Consider the following 15,022-nt stretch of genomic DNA (forward strand, 5'->3'; position numbering starts at 1 on the left):
AGGAAAACCCAATCCCCATTCCCCAATTCCCAATTCCCATTCCCTATTCCCCATTCCCCATTCCCCACTTCCCCATATTATGATTACCAACACTGAAATTCGTGAACAGGGCTATATTTATTTCCTAGCAGAAGCCCCAGACTTATTAGAAACTATTGAACAGGAATTATTAAGTTTATCGGAAAGTCATTGCATAGCCACAGTACATAACTTAATGCGGGCAACCCATACGATTAAAGGTGGTGCTGCTACTGTTGGGCTAGAGATAATTAAGATGATTGCCCACTCTTTAGAAGATGTGTTTAAGTCTCTCTATAACCCAGATGTCATCATAGATTCTGAACTACAAACGCTGTTACATCAAGCTTATGAATGCTTGAATTTAGCATTAAAAGCAGAATTCTCAGGGGGTGTAATTAATGATGAAGGACTCTTACAACGAGCAACTTCAGTATTTGCCCAAATTCAAACCAAATTAGGTGACGCATTTGGTGATGATAGCCATATACCTACTTCTGAAGAATTGGGATTTGATATTGTACAATCTATATTTGATACTGGTGTTAAACAACGTTTAGAAAGTATCGCTGAGGCTATTAAAAACACCTCAAATCAAACAGAATTCATCGAGTTTTTAACTTCCCAATCCGAGGTATTTCTGGGTTTGGCAGAGTCTTTAAATTTACCTGGTTTTGGAGAAATTGCTCAAACAATACTGGCAGCATTGCAAGCAAATCCGACTCAAGTACACCAGATCGCAGAGATTGCTTTGGCCAATTTGCAGCAAGCAAAACAAGAAATTTTAGCAGGCGATCGCACCCGTGGTGGCGAACCTACTGCGGCTTTACAACAACTCACATTAGCCCCAGAAGCAACAAATACCCACACTGTAAATGCTCCATCTTTAGATAGAGAAGAGGAATTTTATCAATTTTTAACAACATCTGGTAATAATAAAAATGAATGTATTAAACCTATCACAGCTAAATTTTACTTAAAAGTGATTCGCTATATTTTCGGATGGTTTAATCACGAAATGGCAATACCAGAATCAGAATTATCTCTGGATATGTTGATTACCAATCATGAAGGTGAAACTTTTCTAAGTTATGTTGATAGCTGGCTGAATCAATTCCTAGAGTTTATTCGCAGTGATGATGATAGCGAAAGCTTATGTATTTATCGGCAAGGGATGATTTCAATTATCCTTTTGGCAGTTGCTAAATTCCAGTATTCCACTAAAAAATCTGACCATAGTATTCCTTTTATCCAAGCATTACAAAATAAAATTAGTTTACTAGCCGCAGAATATAAAAAACATCCTCCTGTGTCTGCCGAGGAAAAAAATTGGTCTGACAGTCCTGATTTACAAAAACTGTTATTGCTGAAAGAGATAGCCAAACCTCAATCTATGATTAATGACAACCTCCTAGAAACCATCTGGGGAGGAGAAACTAATCAAAACTCATCTGAGGATTTAGAGATTCAATCAGATGAGCAAGTTAATGCTGATGATAGTGAAAAATCTTTAGTTGTTAGTGAGCAAATAAGTACAGAAATCACAGAGACAGCAATTGATGTTGTGAATGAGCAAATAGACGATAAAGAAGAGAAATCTTTATCTTACCAACAAAAGAAAAATCAACAAAGCTCATTAATTCGTGTTGATGTAGAGGGACTCCAACGGATTAATTACCTGGCTGGTGAATCATTAATTTACCAAAAACGGCGCACATTAAATGACGAACAAACACAAGAAATTTTGGAAAGACTTTTGCAGCAACTGAGCAGACATCAAGAAACCTTAAATCAGTTACGTGATTTACCATTACAGATGCACAATCTTACTTCAGAATCTAGCCAAGATTTTGCATCGGTGAAGTTTGATGCCTTAGAAATGGATGTCTATACAGAATTTCATTTAACATTACACGAAGCCATAGAAGAGACACTGCAATTACAAGAGACGACAGAATCAATTGATTTACTTCTTAAGCAAGCTACCCAAATCAATGACAAGCAACAAAAATTGGCTTTGACGATGATCGATAATTTAGTCGAAGCCAGAATGCTACCTTTAGGTAATATTTTAAATCGCCTTCCCCAGATGGTGAAGAAACTGGGTAATGTCTATCAAAAATCAGTGGAATTGCGACTCACTGGTACAGGCTTACTGATAGATAAGGCGATCGCCGAAAAAATTTACGATCCCATCTTACAATTAGTGCGTAATGCTTTTGACCACGGTATTGAATCCCCCCAACTTCGCCGGGAACGCGGTAAACCAGAACAGGGTGTAATTGAAATCTGTGCCTATCATCAAGGTAGTCAGACAGTCATTGAGGTGAGAGATGATGGACAGGGATTGAATTTAGACAAGATTTGCAAAAAAGCTAGTGAACTAAAATTAAATCCAGCAAATGATCGCTGGCAGGAATCAGATTTATTAGATGTCATGTTTGCACCAGGATTTTCTACTGCTGATCAGGTGAGTGAAATTTCTGGAAGAGGAATGGGCTTGGAGATTGTCCGTTCTCAATTGCAAACACTTAACGGCTCAATTTCGGTGCAATCTTTGCCCAATCAAGGCACAACATTTATCCTCAAAATTCCTTTCTCTATGACTACCGACCAATTAATGTTAGTCCAAGCTGGTGGTACTATTTACGCTTTATTACTAGATAGTATCGAAAAAATTGTCATTCCCTCATCGCAACAAATCCAAGAATTTGAAGGCAAAAAAGTTCTGCACTGGCACCCAGAGAATGATGAAACTATGGTCAGCCTCTATCAACTATCAGAGTTAATGTCTTATAATAATTCCTTTCCTCACAGGGTCAATAATCAAAATTTACTACCTGACACTAACACAGAAGTGATGAATAATCCTGTGTTAGTGTTGAGGCGTAATCATGGTGTTTTTGCTTTAGAAGTTGACCAAATTATTGGTGAACAGGAATTAGTCATCAGACCTTTAGGAAATGCGATCGCTCCACCAAAATACATATATGGTTGTAGTAGCTTGGCTAATGGAACCTTAATTTTAGTAATTGATGGTGCTTTATTACTCCAGTCTGTAGAAATGCAAGCCACACTAGATAGTGATGCTTTACCAGGAGATAATTCGGCAAATAATCAAGCCTTACCAGTGTCAGAGTCTACTCTGAAACCAATACCACTATTGGCTGCTTCTAAACCTACAAACCTTGTAAAAGAAGCCCCCAGCCAATCTATAGAAGCGCCTTACAAATCATCAATAGTAGTTTTAGTAGTAGATGATGCTATTAGCCTGCGTCAAACTGTTTCGTTAACACTACAAAAATCTGGTTATCAAGTCATACAAGCACAGAATGGGATAGAAGCTTTAGAACAATTACACCGACACCCTGAGATTCAGATAGTGATTTCAGATTTAGAAATGCCGCGCATGAATGGGTTTGAATTATTAAGTAATATTCGACAAAACCCCAATGTGTCCAAATTACCTATAGTGATTCTCACTTCTCGCAGTGCCGAAAAACATCGTCAACTGGCTCAAGAATTAGGAGCTCAAGGTTACTTAACTAAGCCTTATTTAGAACATGAATTGCTAGCTACAATTGAGAAATTAATGAATACAGTTAAACAGAATTCAAATCAGTTAGTTACTGCGTAGCTATTTAAACAAGACTTACGTAACTGGCATATTAGTAGGGTGCGTCAGACGGCTCGAATGCTGTCAATAAACAGATACTTGATATCTAACGCATCCTACTGGCTTGCCACGCCACTACGCAGATAATTTTAGAAATCAAATCGGATTGCTATATCCTCCTAACTGAGATAACAATGGCAATCTGGCTTGTCGATTAATGACTCAACGAGGGAGTTTAGAGCAGTAGCAGCTAGTAAGCCGCCACCAATAGTCCCTTCAATAGTGATAAAGGGTATATTTTGCTGCGTTAGTTGCCGCTTGGCGGCGGGAGCATGACTAAAGCCTATGGGCATCCCAATTACTAGGGAGGGTTGAATTTTTTGCTGCTGAATCAGTGTACAGACTGTTAGTAATACTGAAGGAGTATAACCAATTACTAATATACAACCTTCATTTACTTGCTCTAATCTGCCTTGCCATTCCTGATGTTGCCAGAATTCTTGTTCGGCTTCTGTGACAGTATTAACGTGGGGATTGTCAATTAAATTTGTTACTTGGCAGCCTAGATGAGCTAATCGAGTTTGATCTACAGCTGCCGCAATGGTGGGAATGTCCACCACTATGTCGCAACCAGCAGCAAGGGCGACTCGACTAGCTGCAATTGCGCCCTGACTGACTCTAACAAAAGACACTAAGCTGACATCACCACAAGCCAAAACTAACTGAGAAATTAAATGTTGTTCTATCTCGGAACGGTTGGATAAATCCGGGAGTAAGTGGTGCAAAGATTCTGCAAACACTTCTGAGTGAGTGTGAACCTCTGCGTCTAAGCCATGCCAAAGTTTTTCTAAACTACCCAATCCAGTTTGGGTTTCTACTTCTAATAACTTGAGTTGGGCTAATACTTCTGCCTGTAGAATTTGACAATGGCGATCGCGCCCTAATAATCCTTCTAAGGCTGCGGCTGTTTGGCGCAGTTGGGAAATTTGCTGTATTACCGCCCGATACTGTTGTTGTAATTGCGCCATTAAATTAGGGTTGGTATTTAATTCTGGTTCTACCTCTAGAATTTGGCGAATGTGGTTGAGTTGGAAACCTTGCTGCTTCAGTGCCATAATCCGTTGCAGCCTCATCACATCGGTTTCGGTGTAGAGACGATAATTACTAGGCGATCGCACTGGCTGGGGCAGTAAACCTAACTCATGGTAATGTCGTACCATCCGGGGTGTAATTCCACCTCCTACAGCTCGTGTCAGTTCTTTAATCGTCAAACAACCAGAGTTCATAATTTACCCTAACAACCCCAAAATTCTTTGTAATTCTCCACAAGCAGCCTGAAGTGATGGCGGTGCATTAGCATCTAAACTTCCCTGACGACATTTATCTGCCAAGTTCTCAACATCGGGTTTACAAGCTGATTCATTATGAGGAAATTTTGCATATACTGTTTCTTCATTAACAGTCTCTCCTTGTAAATAATGAATCCAAGTTTCAATGTTTCTTTTTGGTACAAATATGGCTATAGCTTCATCAGTTTCACGAGATTTTTGTAAATCTTTGATGAGTGCATCGTTTAATTGCTTCAGCCTGTCTTCTACATTTTTTGTATCTGCATCAATTAAAACAACTAACATTCCTGAAATATAATTTTTACTACGAAATGCTTTTACTTCTGCGGCATAGCTTTCTCTAACAAATTGCTCTCCTGCACCTTTTGGACAAAATCTAGTTCTAATATTTCCTGTAAAACCTCTTTGTTTAAGAAAATAACGAGCGAAAACTTCTTGTTGTCTATCTTCACACAAGATAACAATCTGTATCCTACGCTGACTCATGCAGCCATCCCCGCGCAATTAATTCTGAAATTGGCAAGCTAACATCAACAGCAGCTTCATTACTAATTTTTTTCACACGTACAGGAGCATTACTTTGACGCTCAAACCAATAACCTATAGGCGATGCTAGAAGATAATTAATGAGTTCAGGATGGTGAGAGATGAGCAAAGCCTGCATTTTTTTCTCGCTACAAAAATCATAAAGCTGAGTTAACCAAGGTTGAATTTCTGGGAGGGCTAAAAAATTTTCTGGTTCATCTATACATAATGTATAGTCTTCAGATTGAGTACAATAAACCAGCGTATATAAAGCTAACAAAGCTTTCTGCCCATCTGATAATTCTCCAAGGTAATAATCAATTATTGTTTTTCGGTTTTCACTAGATGTAAATTTTAATTTCAAAGCACGATAGTTATCACTGAACTGTTCAAATTTCAAACTTGAAAAATTGTCCAATACATTCTTTAGAACGTTAATTATTTCAGCTACTTTTCCCTGATCTTGTGAAATATAGCGATACCAAGCCACAAAATTTTCCATTTTAGGACTCAAGATTTTTTGTTCTTGATCACTACCATCAAGCATCAACGACGGAATTATTTGTACAATGATAAATCGCTCTATGCGGTATTTGAACCAAGTTAATTTTGTGTTATCATTACGTGGTTGTAATAAAGATAAAACTGACTGGGAAAAATCAAAGGGGTATTTTGGGCTTGGTGAGTAATTATCATCGAATATTTCTACTTCACCTTGTTCATATTTTATTAAAGGTTGCTGCTCATACCATAGGCGTTCATAGTGAATACGGCTTTTGTTTTGATGATGCTCAATTGCTAGTTCATATTTGTAATTTCCTTGATTCCCAGCTACTTCTATCTCAAAACGTTGAATTGATAAATTCTGCCAACGAGTACATTGAAAAATAGGAAAAACTGCTTCTATTTGATGACCACCAATTACAAAAAGTTGCAGTCTCCGCAAAGCGTCAAAAACAGTTGATTTACCTGAACCATTACCGCCAAGAAATAAATTAATTGCATCAAAGTTAAGTTCAAAATTCACCAAGCATCGAAAGTTATCAATATAAATTCGTTTTAACATATACTTTTCCTCCCTATGCAGAAGTTTATAAGAATTTTGTTGTATCTACTACCCTTTTTTCTATATCCATACTCTTGACCTTAACATTAATGTCAAGGTTTAGCGTGAGAGTAGTCGTAATTATGCAACTGTTATGCTCTACCCAAAGCGTTTTAGCCAATTTACCAAAGAACACCCAGATACTTTAGCCGCCTTACTTTGCGGGGTGCTGTTATTTCTGGGATGGTTGACATTGCATCTTGGTTGGTTGGGTTTAGCACTACTGCTGTTACCTGCTGCTTATGTCATCGGTGGTTATGAAAGCGCCCGTGAAGGGCTGACTACCTTAATTAAAGAAAAAGAACTGGATGTAGATTTACTGATGATTGTGGCGGCTGTGGGTGCGGCGGCTTTGGGTTTATGGCGTAGAGAATACTACTTAATTATTGATGGGGCAATTTTGATTCTCATCTTTGCTATCAGTGGCGCACTGGAAGGTTATGCCATGCAGCGAACTGAGAAGAGTATCCGCAGTTTGATGAGTTTGACACCAGATACAGCTAGGGTGTTACACCAGGGAGAGGAAGCAACTGTTCCTATCAGCCATCTCAAAGTAGGGGATGAAATAGTTGTTAAGCCGGGTGAATTAATTCCTACCGATGGCATGATTGTTTCTGGTTACAGCACTATCAATCAAGCTGCAATTACTGGTGAATCTCTACCTGTAGAAAAGACTATAGGTGATGAAGTATTTGCTGGAACAATCAATGGTTATGGTGCATTGCAGCTCAAAGTTCACAAACCAGCCGCCAGCAGTTTGATTCAGCGTGTGATTCGGTTAGTAGAACAAGCCCAAACAGAAGCACCTCCTTCTCAGGAGTTTATTGAACGCTTTGAAAGGGGATATGCGCGAGTCATTGTCATAGCTGGGGTGTTGCTAGCAACTTTACCGCCATTTTTGTGGGGTTGGGAGTGGGAAACCACTATTTACCGGGCTTTGACTTTTTTGGTGGTGGCTTCTCCCTGTGCGTTGATGGCGGCGATTATGCCCACATTACTTTCGGGGATTGCGAATGGTGCTAGACAGGGGATTTTATTTAAGAATGGCGCACAGTTAGAGAAGATTGGTAAAGTCAGAGCGATCGCCTTTGATAAAACTGGTACTCTCACCACAGGACAATTGCAAGTATCTCAGGTGATAGCTACTGGTAATTACTCCCTTGATGATGTCTTGAAAGCAGCCGCAGCTTTAGAATCATCCTCAGAACACCCCATTGGAGAGGCAATTGTGCAAGCTGCTAGTAACTTGACATGGGTACGTGCAGTTGAGGTACAAGCTATACCAGGGCAGGGAATCATTGGTACAGCTAATAACCAAGGGGTAATTGTCGGGAATATGGCTTTTGTGCAGCAGTATGTAACTCAAATGTCAGAGGAGTTATTAGCAAAAGCACAACATTGGCAACAGGAGGGTAACACTGTAGTTTGGGTAGCACAAGCAGGAAGCAGGAAAGAAGAATATGAAATCACGGGTATGATTGCGATCGCAGATATGTTGCGCCCGGAAGCAGCTACAACTATTGCCCGGTTGCGAGAGGTGGGAGTAGAAGAAATCGTCATGATTACTGGGGATAATCAGCGCACCGCCGAGAGTGTCGCCCAAGCTGTGGGGATTGACTTGGTATATGCCGAACTACTACCTGAAGATAAATTAGATGTGATTCGGAGTTTACAGAAAAAGTATCAAACAGTAGCAATGGTAGGAGATGGCATTAATGATGCACCAGCGTTAGCTCAAGCATCCGTAGGGATTGCTATGGGGGCAGTAGGTAGCGATGTTGCTTTGGAAACCGCAGATATAGTATTAATGGCAGACAGACTGGAAAAAATTGCTACGGCGATGCAATTGGGTAAGCGATCGCACAGTGTAGTTAAACAAAATATAGTTATTGCCCTAGGGTTTATTGCTCTGCTGTTAGTTGGTAACTTTCTAGGTAACATTAACCTACCCATCGGTGTGATTGGACATGAAGGTTCTACCGTATTGGTAACTTTAAGTGGATTGAGATTGTTGAAATAGGGCATGGGGCATTGGATTTTCCCCTCTGCTCTAGGCTGACTTTTTCAGGGGTTGAAAATTCATGCCTAATCCTTTCCTTGTTTAAGTAATGAGTAATGGGTATTTACTCATTACTCATTACTCATTACTCATTACTCATTACTTATTACTCATTCTCCCCAGTCCCCAATTTTTAAATAAATCTTCCTATGAAAAGTTAAATTAAATACAGTTATTAAATTGTAATTATTGATCAAATTTGATTGTTAAAAAATCAAGAATAAGTCACAAAATTAAAATGGTTTTTATTTTTCTTATTGTCTATCATGGAACGTAAGAAATTATTATCCTTGCGAGACGATATGCCAAAACGGATCATCACCCAATTAAATACTTGGTTCAATCGAGATAGTATTGTCAGTAATCTCGAAGTTTTTCAAGACATTATTATTATTTCGCTATGTGTTGGTTTGTTCTGTGTGATGTTGATCCGCCTTGTTGATATGTTTTTGTCTTTTTTAAACCCATTAGACTTACGGGAAGTCACTTCTGATATTCTGTTTATTTTGATTCTGGTAGAATTATTTCGCTTGTTAATTGACTATTTACAAACACAAAAGATATCAGTAGGTGCAGCAGCCGAAATTACTATAGTTTCAGCGTTACGGGAGGTAATTATTCGGGGAGTCTTAGAAATTCCCCGTGATCAGATTTTTGGCATCTCTATATTTTTAGTAGTTTTGACAGGTATTTTAGTCGTTGTGCCTTGGATATCTCGCTTTTTTGAACACGTCAGAATTATGCCCGCAGAAACATTATCGGAAGATTTGGAATGACTCTCGAACAACTCGACTGTATGAGTAAATACCCAATTTAATTTAGGTATGATTATGTAAGGTATAGTGAATTATTCATGGTATTACTATTAATGCAAAAAATTTAAATTTATATTATCTATAAACAGTAGATTTGGAATTGTAAGAGGTTGTTTGACAAGTGGTTGGCTGTGATTTCCGGTACTTATTGATCCCCCCTAGCCCCCCTTAAAAAGGGGGGTAAACCTCTTAAAGGCACTCTTTTGAAGCGATGCCCTGAGCTTGCCGAAGGGGGGATTTAGGGGGATATAAAATGTTGTGCTACCAACAAGAGGACTTTTAAAACATCCTCTAAAATTATTTTTTACAAATCCATGTAATTCTTATTTAGGCTATATTGATAACTCGTTATACCCTAGATAAAAATGGGATTCTGATTAAGGGGTGCTAAATGAATCAGGTTGTGATTAATGATACTACCTTACGGGATGGGGAACAGGCGGCTGGTGTTGCTTTTAACCTAGAGGAGAAAATAGCGATCGCTACATTTCTAGATACCATTGGCGTTGATGAAATCGAAGTTGGCATTGCAGCAATGGGGAAAGCTGAACAAAACGCGATCGCCGCTATCTGTGAGTTAGGTTTACAAGCTAAACTCTTGGGTTGGAATCGAGCCGTTATATCTGATATTCAAGCTTCCATTGCTTGTGGCTTACAGCGAGTACATATATCAATACCTGTGTCTAGCATCCAAATTGCCGCCAAATTTCAAGGACAATGGCAAGTAGTGCTACAAAAACTCAAAGATAGTATGAGTTTTGCCGTAGATATGGGGCTTTTCGTCTCCGTAGGTGGAGAAGATGCTTCTAGAGCCGAAGACAACTTCTTGCTGGATGTAGTGCTGTCGGCACAAGAATGGGGCGCATCAAGATTTCGCTTTTGTGACACAGTAGGTATTCTCGAACCCTTCACCACCTACGCCAAAGTCAAACAACTGGTGACAGCTTTAGCCATTCCCGTAGAAATGCACACTCACAATGATTTTGGCATGGCAACAGCCAACGCTCTCGCTGGTATCAAAGCGGGTGCTTTATCAGTTAATACCACAGTCAACGGCTTAGGCGAAAGAGCTGGCAATGCCGCCTTAGAAGAGGTTGTGATGGCTCTCAAACACTTATATCATTATGATTTAAAGCTAGACACAAAGCGGTTATTAGAAATCTCTCGGTTGGTAGCATCCGCATCAGGTTATGGTTTACCACCGTGGAAAGCCATTGTAGGAGAAAATACCTTTGCTCATGAATCGGGTATTCATGCTCATGGCGTAATGAAAAATCCCCATACTTATGAACCGTTTGCACCCGAAGAAGTGGGGAGAGAAAGAAATTTAGTGATAGGTAAGCATTCTGGTAGGCATTTATTATCTAGCGTATTGCAGCAACACGGCATTACTCTCAACCAAGAAGAAACCCAATCGATTTTAGAAGCAGTCAGACAAGAGTCAGTACAGAAAAAACGCAGCCTCACCACACAAGAACTTTTATATTTAGTACAAGCACAGCAGCATTCTTGTGCTAGTTGAATTGGGGATTGGGAAGACGACGAAGAAAATAACTATTGCCTATTTGCCTGTTGCCTGTTGCCTGTTGCCTATTGCCTGTTGCCTATTGCCTATTGCCTATTGCCTGTTGCCTATTGCCTATTGCCTATTGCCTATGATCAAACTCAACTTGTTGGATTGTGGCTTGGAAGAAGTCAAAGTAATTATCTTTACCAAACCACCAGCCAACATTGACTTGATAAGGAATAGTTAAACCGCCAAACGTCTTTTCTGCTTGGCATTTGCCGCCAAAAGGAATGTATGCCCAAGTACCATCCTCAGTATAATTGCTCCAACGGGGTAAAGAAATCTCTAAGAGTTTGCCATCTGCATCAATGACTAGAGTCAGGGTAACGGGTTGATCATCAATCTTTAGACTGGCTTGAATTGTATTGTTAGCGATCGCTGCCCATTCCACACCATGCTGGGGTAACAAAGCCGATGGCAACCAGAGAAATTCACACGCCAGTCTGCCAATGCTGGCGCGGGCAGTATCTTGATTATGGATATTAGCCACAGGCAACAATCCCCACAAGGAAAATTGCACTCCTCCCAAACCATTGATGTAATAGTCACCGCCTTGCAATAGTCCCCGCCCGATATTAGCCAGCCAGACAAAACCCTGTGATGTCAGGATTTCTTGGGCTTGCATTGCTAGCCAGGGTTTATCCTTTCCTAGCCTAAATTGCCCCTGCATATCCAAAGTGACAGAAGTAGGGAGGAGAGTTCCGGGTGCGATCGCGTGTAAAAAATAACGCTGTGTAGGAGCAGGTAAACCAGCAATCATCTCTTCTGTAAAGTATTGCTGTGTAGATGCAGAGTGCTGTGTAGCGCACAATCGCCAAATCTTTCTTACTTCCTGGCTAGTTCTAATTCGCCGGATGACGAGAAATACAACACCGATTAGTAACAAGATGACGATGCCAATAAGAATATTTGCCTTCATCACAAAATCCTCTGAAAGCATGATGAATCATCTTACGAAAATCAACATGAGGAAAGCGTGAGGAAGCCGCCGCTATCACTTTCCATAACGTTAGGTAGAGGTAACTATACCTAGAGATATTTAAGGTAAGGCAAGCAGTATTGCTGCTGGTAAACCTAAACATTGGAAAGGTTGTAATCATGGCTATACAAGAACTAACTTTGAATCAAATTAACCAAGAATTGCAGAATTGTATTCAAAACTGCTTGGACTGTCACAGTATCTGTCTGAATACAATCACATACTGTCTACAAAAGGGTAATCGTCACACAGAGGCTGCTCATATCCAATTACTATTCGATTGCGCTGAAATTTGTGAAACCAGTGCTAACTTTATGCTGCGGACATCTGACTTACATACTCGTACCTGTGCTATTTGTGCCGAAGTGTGCGATCGCTGCGCTCAAAACTGCGATCGCTTTGGAGATGATGCTCAGATGAAAGCTTGCGCTGATATGTGTCGCCGTTGCGCTGAGTCTTGTCGGCAAATGGCAATGGCAAGGGCGTAACTGAAATAGAGTCCGCTTAGTTTAAGGTTTTTGTAGGGGGAAAGGGTAATTTTCTTGCGGTTGTCATTTGTTTCACCCATATTGGCATAGGTGCAGAAAGGAAGAGCTTTCAAGCCAAAACAACCCTGATCTGGTATGTTAAATATCCTGGGCTTTGGAACCGTTTATGTCTTACTTCCGCACCAATGTTGATGCAATGGCTAGCTACGTTCCTGGTGAGCAACCACCACGGGGTACACAAGTTATCAAACTCAACAGCAACGAAAATCCCTACCCTCCCTCCCCTGCGGCACTAGCAGCATTGCAAAATATTGATGGTGAATGGTTGCGACGCTATCCAGAACCGTATGGGGGACAATTTCGGCAAGCTGTCAGTCAAGTTTTGGGCGTTCCCAGTGACTGGATCATCGTTGGTAATGGTAGCGACGAACTGTTAAGCATAGTGATTCGTGCTTGTGCAGAACCGGGGGGAAAGATAGTTTATCCCATGCCAACCTATGTGTTATATCGCACATTAACAGAAATGCAAGCTGCGGAAATTATTGAGATTCCTTACCCAGAAGACTATAGTTTGCCACTACAAGCATTGATAGAGGCAGATGGGGCTGTCACCTTTATTGCATCACCTAATAGTCCATCTGGACACGTTGTACCCAATGATGACTTAAGAAAATTAGCTAATCAATTAACAGGAGTTTTAGTAATTGATGAAGCATACGTAGATTTTGCTGACGAAACCGCTTTAGATTTAGTGCAAGAATATGACAACGTAATTATTATTAGAACTCTATCTAAAGGTTATTCCTTAGCAGGATTAAGACTAGGGTTTGGTATAGCAAATCCACAGTTATTATCAGGTTTATTTAAAGTCAAAGACAGCTATAACATTGATGCGATCGCCTGTATAATTGGTGCATCTGCTATCATCGATCAAGCTTATAAAAATAGTTGTGTTGCTAAGATTAAAGCCTCAAGAAATCAACTAACACAAGACCTAAAAAAATTAGGTTTCCGCGTCTGGGATTCCCAAGCCAACTTCCTGCTAGTCCAGCCTCCCCAAAATAATGCCGAATATCTCTATCAACAACTCAAAGCCCAACAAATACTCATCCGTTACTTTAAGCAACCAGGATTAGACGATAAATTACGAATTACCATTGGCACTGAACAACAAAATCAAACATTACTAACAGCACTTACCAATATCTGATAGACAAAAACTCCGCGTACCTCTATGATTTTCTGCGTTGAAATTCATCCGGATCACTTCAAATAAAACTGAATAATAAATTTACAGTGAATCTATATGCTCAACTTATGCAGATGCCCCAACGCGTATCAGTTCGCTATAAAGACACCAACTACAACACCAGTGAGATACGCTTAAAAACCTTCCGCCTAGGTTTACAAACGTGGGAAGAACAAACTAAACCCAGAAAAACCGAGCTGTATGAGTTTATTTTGTCCTGTATCAAGCAAATAGATCGCCAGGATAGGTTTATGATTTCTCTATTATTTGTAGAGTTAGCAGATATCATCCGTGATTCAGCTTTAGATAGAGGCATGAAAGAGGATCTGATTAAAATAGCCTTTCGAGAATTTGCCTGTGCGATCGCAGACTTTGAAGATGTTGCCAAACAGGAGAAATAGGCGGTATTGGGGATTGGGGACTGGGGATTGGGAGCAGGACATCAAGCAATCATACACCCGTTACACTAGCATTGATATCTTGCACCAGATTTTCATCCCGCCAAGAAATAAATTTCTGGGGTGCATAGCTCCAGTCAGATAAATCTGACTAGAAAAATCTTTCCGTCCGTTTTAGCGGACTTAGGCTATGATACTCTCCATTGATTCCGAGGCGGAATATTGGTTAGGTGCAAGATATGAGAAGTCTGTCACCTGTCACCTGTCCCCTGTCACCTGTCACCTATCCTCTGTCACCTGTCACCTGTCACCTATCCTCTGTCACCTGCCATAAACAAGAACTTATTTATTCTTGTTTTTATTTTTATGGCTTTGCCGTCCTGCTTCGGCGTGTTGCTCCCGTGTACCACCACGAGTTTTGGTTTCTTCACTACTATCTTCGATATCTTCTGTTTCTGTCGTTTCTTCTGTTTCTTCCCTATTTTCCTTCTTGCGTCCACCACCGTGAGAATGTTTACCACCTTCACGGCCGATTTCAGCCATGTGTTCTCTGTCTTGACTTACAGTTTCGCCACCTTTGCGCCCAGCTTCACGCGCTTCTTCAGGGGTGAATTCGTGGGCAGTTCCCTTTTCGTGAGCAGCATGGCCACCTTTGCTAGCAATCTCGCGCTGCTTGTCTTCATCCATAGAAGCGAAACCGCGTTTGCTTGTATCTGACATAATCTTACTCCCAATTAACTATGTGGAGTTGTGGGCTGGTTTTTTAGCCAGTGAAAATTTTTACTGGTTACGTTCTGAATGTAGCCAAGCAAAGACCTGATATTCATTAGCCATTAGTCGGAATCATGGCAGTA

At 40.3% G+C, this 15,022-nt stretch carries 12 protein-coding genes; 7 read left to right on the forward strand and 5 right to left on the reverse strand.

What is annotated here, in order from left to right; genetic code table 11:
* Positions 1-79: 79 nt before the first annotated feature.
* Entirely contained in the window at positions 80-3,655 is a 3,576-nt protein-coding gene (locus NOS7524_RS11050; RefSeq protein WP_015138568.1) for a hybrid sensor histidine kinase/response regulator, read from the forward strand.
* A gap of 158 nt (positions 3,656-3,813) precedes the next feature.
* Here the strand turns inward: NOS7524_RS11050 and NOS7524_RS11055 are convergent, their stop codons facing one another.
* Genes NOS7524_RS11055 through NOS7524_RS11065 form a run of 3 tightly spaced genes read right to left on the reverse strand, consistent with a single transcriptional unit; the run spans position 3,814 to position 6,574 of the window.
* Complete coding sequence (locus NOS7524_RS11055) at positions 3,814-4,920, reverse strand: precorrin-8X methylmutase (RefSeq protein WP_015138569.1); 1,107 nt, start codon at positions 4,918-4,920, stop codon at positions 3,814-3,816.
* A 3-nt stretch (positions 4,921-4,923) separates the two neighbouring features.
* Complete coding sequence (locus NOS7524_RS11060) at positions 4,924-5,469, reverse strand: hypothetical protein (RefSeq protein ID WP_015138570.1); 546 nt, start codon at positions 5,467-5,469, stop codon at positions 4,924-4,926.
* Complete coding sequence (locus NOS7524_RS11065) at positions 5,456-6,574, reverse strand: AAA family ATPase (protein WP_015138571.1); 1,119 nt, start codon at positions 6,572-6,574, stop codon at positions 5,456-5,458. Before NOS7524_RS11065 ends, NOS7524_RS11060 begins: the two co-directional genes overlap by 14 nt.
* A 133-nt stretch (positions 6,575-6,707) precedes the next feature.
* Between NOS7524_RS11065 and NOS7524_RS11070 the strand changes: the two genes are divergently transcribed.
* The 3 genes from NOS7524_RS11070 (at position 6,708) to nifV (ending at position 11,009) form a co-directional block, all read left to right on the forward strand.
* A complete protein-coding gene (locus NOS7524_RS11070) occupies positions 6,708-8,633 on the forward strand; it encodes a heavy metal translocating P-type ATPase (protein ID WP_015138572.1) in 1,926 nt (641 codons plus the stop codon).
* Between the two features lie 341 nt (positions 8,634-8,974).
* Entirely contained in the window at positions 8,975-9,448 is a 474-nt protein-coding gene (locus tag NOS7524_RS11075) for a phosphate-starvation-inducible PsiE family protein (protein WP_041555698.1), read from the forward strand.
* A gap of 430 nt (positions 9,449-9,878) precedes the next feature.
* Positions 9,879-11,009 carry a homocitrate synthase gene (gene nifV, locus NOS7524_RS11080; protein ID WP_015138574.1) on the forward strand — a complete coding sequence of 377 codons (1,131 nt, stop codon included), beginning with the start codon at positions 9,879-9,881 and terminating at the stop codon, positions 11,007-11,009.
* A 124-nt stretch (positions 11,010-11,133) separates the two neighbouring features.
* On the opposite strand, the gene NOS7524_RS11085 is transcribed toward nifV, so the two are convergent.
* A complete protein-coding gene (locus tag NOS7524_RS11085; RefSeq protein WP_015138575.1) occupies positions 11,134-11,973 on the reverse strand; it encodes a DUF6920 family protein in 840 nt (279 codons plus the stop codon).
* Positions 11,974-12,152: 179 nt separating this feature from the next.
* Between NOS7524_RS11085 and NOS7524_RS11090 the strand changes: the two genes are divergently transcribed.
* The 3 genes from NOS7524_RS11090 (at position 12,153) to NOS7524_RS11100 (ending at position 14,171) form a co-directional block, all read left to right on the forward strand.
* On the forward strand, positions 12,153-12,521 hold the full coding sequence (locus NOS7524_RS11090) for a four-helix bundle copper-binding protein (RefSeq protein ID WP_015138576.1): 369 nt from the start codon (positions 12,153-12,155) through the stop codon (positions 12,519-12,521).
* A gap of 166 nt (positions 12,522-12,687) precedes the next feature.
* On the forward strand, positions 12,688-13,731 hold the full coding sequence (gene hisC / locus NOS7524_RS11095) for a histidinol-phosphate transaminase (RefSeq protein WP_015138577.1): 1,044 nt from the start codon (positions 12,688-12,690) through the stop codon (positions 13,729-13,731).
* 107 nt (positions 13,732-13,838) lie between these two features.
* Positions 13,839-14,171, forward strand: a complete 333-nt coding sequence (locus NOS7524_RS11100; protein ID WP_015138578.1) for a hypothetical protein — start codon at positions 13,839-13,841, stop codon at positions 14,169-14,171.
* Positions 14,172-14,510: 339 nt separating this feature from the next.
* Here the strand turns inward: NOS7524_RS11100 and NOS7524_RS11105 are convergent, their stop codons facing one another.
* Complete coding sequence (locus NOS7524_RS11105; protein WP_015138579.1) at positions 14,511-14,888, reverse strand: KGG domain-containing protein; 378 nt, start codon at positions 14,886-14,888, stop codon at positions 14,511-14,513.
* Positions 14,889-15,022: the final 134 nt, after the last annotated feature.

This window comes from Nostoc sp. PCC 7524, from assembly GCF_000316645.1.
GTDB lineage: Bacteria > Cyanobacteriota > Cyanobacteriia > Cyanobacteriales > Nostocaceae > Trichormus.